The sequence below is a fragment of the Streptomyces durbertensis genome (assembly GCF_014156695.1).
Classification (GTDB): domain Bacteria; phylum Actinomycetota; class Actinomycetes; order Streptomycetales; family Streptomycetaceae; genus Streptomyces; species Streptomyces durbertensis.
This window is the reverse complement of the sequence record NZ_WMLF01000681.1, coordinates 1-1,878: the sequence shown is the minus strand read 5'-3', so window position 1 is coordinate 1,878 and position 1,878 is coordinate 1. Positions and strand designations below refer to the sequence as shown.

Below are 1,878 nucleotides of genomic sequence, written 5' to 3'. Positions count from 1 at the left end.
AGACAGGGGCGGCACTGGGCGGTGGCCCAGAGTTCCTTGCCCTCCAGGGCCTCGGCGACCGTCGTCGAGAGGACGCCGTCGTAGGAGGTGATCTTGCCGTCGGCGATGGTGAGCAGTTCGGTGGACATGCCGAACGTGGCGGCGAGCGGTTGCAGGAGCTGGGTGCGGACCATCTTGGCGGCCCGTTCGACCGCGCCGCCGGACACCCAGGTGTGGCGGCCCCGGGCGCCGGGGCCGGCCGGGGGCTGGTCTGTGTCGACGGCGGCGACGTGCACCTCGTCCACGCCCAGGACGTCCTGCACGATCTGCCGGGCGAGGGTGGTGAAGCCCTGGCCGGTCTCGACGGCCGCGCAGAGCACGGTGGCGACCGGGCCGGTGACCTTCACGGTGGCGGTGGAGACCTCGTCGGTGCCCTCGGCGCCGAGCATGTGCACCATGCCGAGCGCGTGGCCGACGCCGCGTCGGACGGCGGCCGGGTCGCCGGCGCCGGCCGGGCCGCCGGGCAGGAGCCACTCGGTGTCGGGGTCGTCGTCCGGGCCGGGGGCCGGCGGCAGGGGGTGTTCGCGGACGGCCCGGAGGAGTTCGGCGACGGGCGCCGGGCAGGTGACGGTCTGGCCGGTGGGCAGCAGGTCGCCGGTGGCCATGACGTTGCGGGCGCGCAACTCGACGGGTTCGAGGCCGAGTTGGGCGGCCAACTTGTCCATCTGGCCCTCGTAGGCGGCGCACACCTGCATCGCGCCCTCGCCTCGCACGTGGCCCGAGGGCGGGTTGTTGGTGCGGACGACCCAGCCGTCGACGACGGCGTGCGGGACGACGTAGGGGCCGGCGGCGAAGGAGACGGCGGCGGCGAGCGCGTCGGCCGACGCGTCGGCGTAGGCGCCGCCGTCCTGGAGGATCTGCGCCTCCACCTTGACCAGCCGGCCCTCGCGGTCGGCGTGGTGGCGGTAGCGCAACATGGTCGGGTGCCGGTGGGCGTGGCCGAGGAAGGACTCCTCGCGGCCGGCGGCGATCTTCACGGGCCGTCCGGTGCGCAGCGCGAGCAGCGCGAGCGGGAGCAGGAAGCTCAGGTCCTCGCGGTCGCCGGTGGCGCCGGGCACGGCGGTGACGACCACCTTGACCTGCTCGGGAGGAAGGCCGAGGCAGGCGGCGATCTGGTCGCGGTCGGCGTGCGGGTCGGTGGAGGCGGTGTACAGCTCGACGCCGCCGTCCTGCCGGGGGACGGCGAGCCCGGCCTCGGCGCCGATGGGCGCGGGGTCCTGGCGGCCGATGCGGTACAGGCCCTCGACGACAACCTCGCCGACGGCGTCCGGGTCGCCGTAGCGCAGCGGGATGTGGCGGATGAGGTTGCCGTCGGGGTGGATCGGCTCGGCCTCGAAGGCCGTCTCCGCGTCGGTGACGGGTTCCAGCACCTCGTAGTCGACGGCGATGGCGGCGACGGCCAGGCGGGCCGTGTCGGGGTGGTCGGCGGCGACGGCCGCGACGGCCTCCCCGTAGTGCCGTACGACGTCGCGGGCGAAGACCGGGCGGTCGGCGACGCGTCGGCCGTGGGTGGCGTGGCCGGGCACGTCGGCGTGGGTGATCACGGCGTGCACGCCGGGCATCGCGGCGGCCGGCGCGGTGTCGATGGCGCCGATCCGGGCGTGCGGGTGCGGCGAGCGCAGCACGGCCACCCACAGCAGGCCCTCGGCCCACAGGTCGGCGGCGTAGGGCAGGGTGCCCAGGGCCTTGGCGAGTCCGTCGGCGGCCGGGAGGGAGGTGCCCAGGCCGTGCGGTTCGGCGGTGGCCGCCGGGGGCAGCGGGGTCCCGGCCGCGGGGGTGCCGAGCGGCGTGCCGACGGGCGTGCCGAGGGGGGTGGAGGTCGCCGGATCGCTGGGGGTC

Annotated in this window: 1 protein-coding gene; it reads right to left on the bottom strand. The window is 76.3% G+C overall.

Annotated elements, in window-relative coordinates:
• Positions 1-1,796, bottom strand: a 1,796-nt coding sequence (locus GL263_RS25865) for a xanthine dehydrogenase family protein molybdopterin-binding subunit (protein ID WP_182858163.1), incomplete at its 3' end; no start/stop codon positions are given.
• Positions 1,797-1,878 lie beyond the last annotated feature (82 nt).